The sequence below is a fragment of the Rhodanobacter sp. Root561 genome (assembly GCF_001427365.1).
Lineage (GTDB): Bacteria > Pseudomonadota > Gammaproteobacteria > Xanthomonadales > Rhodanobacteraceae > Rhodanobacter.
Window position 1 is genome coordinate 1 of sequence record NZ_LMGH01000007.1, and the last position, 2,050, is coordinate 2,050.

3 protein-coding genes are annotated in these 2,050 nt (G+C 55.0%); all 3 read right to left on the reverse strand.

Annotation, left to right across the window (positions count from 1 at the left end; genetic code table 11):
- Positions 1-547: 547 nt before the first annotated feature.
- Positions 548-895 carry a hypothetical protein gene (locus tag ASD55_RS06550; RefSeq protein ID WP_157598868.1) on the reverse strand — a complete coding sequence of 116 codons (348 nt, stop codon included), beginning with the start codon at positions 893-895 and terminating at the stop codon, positions 548-550.
- A 498-nt stretch (positions 896-1,393) separates the two neighbouring features.
- Positions 1,394-1,756: a hypothetical protein gene (locus ASD55_RS18360; protein ID WP_157598870.1), complete on the reverse strand. Its 363-nt coding sequence runs from the start codon at positions 1,754-1,756 to the stop codon at positions 1,394-1,396.
- An 83-nt stretch (positions 1,757-1,839) separates the two neighbouring features.
- A partial coding sequence (locus ASD55_RS18805) for a hypothetical protein (protein ID WP_235577741.1) occupies positions 1,840-2,050 on the reverse strand: 211 nt, incomplete at its 5' end.

The window sequence follows — 2,050 nt, forward strand, 5'->3', positions numbered from 1 at the left end:
GCATCAACGACAACACCGCCACCAGCGAAAGCCTGAAAGCTCAAGGCAAGAGCATCAAGCGCGTGGTATTGACGGGAAGTCTCCTAAGGAATTGTTAGACGTCACCCGCGTCTCCAAAGAAGGCAAACCCTGCGCCTGACCGCAGGCGGAAGCGAGAGGAGAGCATCTCCGAAGTCTCAACGGAAAGGCTTGGCTTCGCTCCCGCTCGAGAGGCAAATCCTTGGCGTTCCCACTCGCGTAATACCGAGGACTTGGCCATAGCCTCAGCTTCGAGCCTATTTCGTGCGGCCACGAAGCGAGTTGTAAAAAAGCCAATGATCGGCCGATCGCTTCCCGCGATAGAAAACTTGAAGAGTGAACCTTCCAGGAGAACGCGATACAGCGATTTTGAGCCAACAGCTAACACCGGCCGTGGTACACGCGGCAGGAGATCCCGCCAAGTGCCAGTGCCCAGCAGGAAATAGGACTCGTCATCAGAAGCTGTGTCATTCATGACGTCTAACGCTTGGGTTGAGCGGCGGCGGAGCCGTCCGCCTCGAACGAACGGTTAGAGGGCAGTTGCAGGAACAACGGGCACCTCTAGGTTCCAGTGGTACAACTGCAAGTACTGATCCCAGCCTGCAGCGCTGGAACACATGGCCATCGACGCAGCGGCCATATGCGCTTTGTGTTCTGTTGCAAGAAAGACCAAGTCTTGCATATTGCGCCAGAGCTCAGCGGGACGCTCGGTGCCAAAAGTAAAGTTGAAATAGGCGCCATTGTCATCGCCGCTATCGAAGCTGTGCTGCAAGACGAGGTCCTTACGACTGACAAGCCCTTGGAACAACTCGGAGATCGCAGCCATATCAATGCCAGGCGATCTCTCTGGTTGAACTTGCACGGACAGGGATTTCACGGTTGCCCTCTAACGCTGGAGTTGAGCGGCGGCGTAGCCGTCCGCCTCGAACGAGATGTTAGGCCAGATCACGGGATAGAAGAAAATCAGTCTGTACACATGTCACCAGTCGCCCGGCCTGCGACTACCACATTCATGCAACCAAGTTGGCCAACAAGCGCGCTGCAACGGCCGACCACGGGCTGATTCCTAAGCGCCTTTACCGGTGCATCGCAACGACCAACGCAACCGCTCCGATCCTCGCAAGACTTTCCCGCATCCGGTGCTGGGTAGACACACGTACTGGAAATAAAGCCGATCTGCTCGATATGCCCGCGCAGTCGCTCGCAACGTTTAAGTTCCTGCACACTGAACTTTTCGCCGACCGCCGTTTTGCGGACCGGAAACGAAGTCGTACAGGAAGCCAGGAACACAAGTAGGAAAATTGAAACGGAGATTCGCATTGGAGCCTAACGCCGGAGTTGAGCGGCGGCGCAGCCGTCCGTCTCGAACGAGTAGTTAGCCGCGCAGTGCCGAGATTGCAAAATGGCCCGCTCCAGTAAGGAAAACTGAGGCTACACAGGCCAGAAGGAACACGCCTGAAGCAACAAAGCCACCTTTGATGCCACGAGACCTGAAGAAGTAATACGGCATCGCAAAAATGGCGAGAGCGACTACGCTGATGTTGAGCCAAACAGAGCGTCTGTAAGAACGCTGCTCTGAGTCGATACGGTACCAAACGAAGATAAGAAACACGCCAGCCAGCATGCAAGGAATATCCGAAGGTGATTGAGCACCACTTGGCGCAAAGTATTGCCCCAAGGCACCACTAAGAAATGAGATGACAGCGAAAAGCATCAGGACGACAGTCTTTGGTTTCATAGAGGCTAACGCTGGAGTTAAGGGGCACGCGGGCTCTATCCGCGTGTCCGCTTGGACGAACAGTTAGGCCGCGCGCCAAATCACTACTCAATGCTGGCAAGATACCAAGGCCTTCTGCTGAGAAGATAAGGGGAATTCATATCTGGCGTTGGCTTGCGGTGTGAGACGACGATCCTGTAGCGGTCACCGACCTTGATTGGGGTCTGCTCTCCCGCAGCGTTCTTAACGAATTGCAGCGTAAGGCAGGGCACGGCAATTTTTACGCTTTGGCCAGAACCATCAACGATGAAGGTA

What these genes read in the sequence shown, in the direction of transcription:
- ASD55_RS18360 (WP_157598870.1), bottom strand. Translation starts at nt 1,756, where the DNA reads ATGAAACCAAAGACTGTCGTCCTGATGCTTTTCGCTGTCATCTCATTT.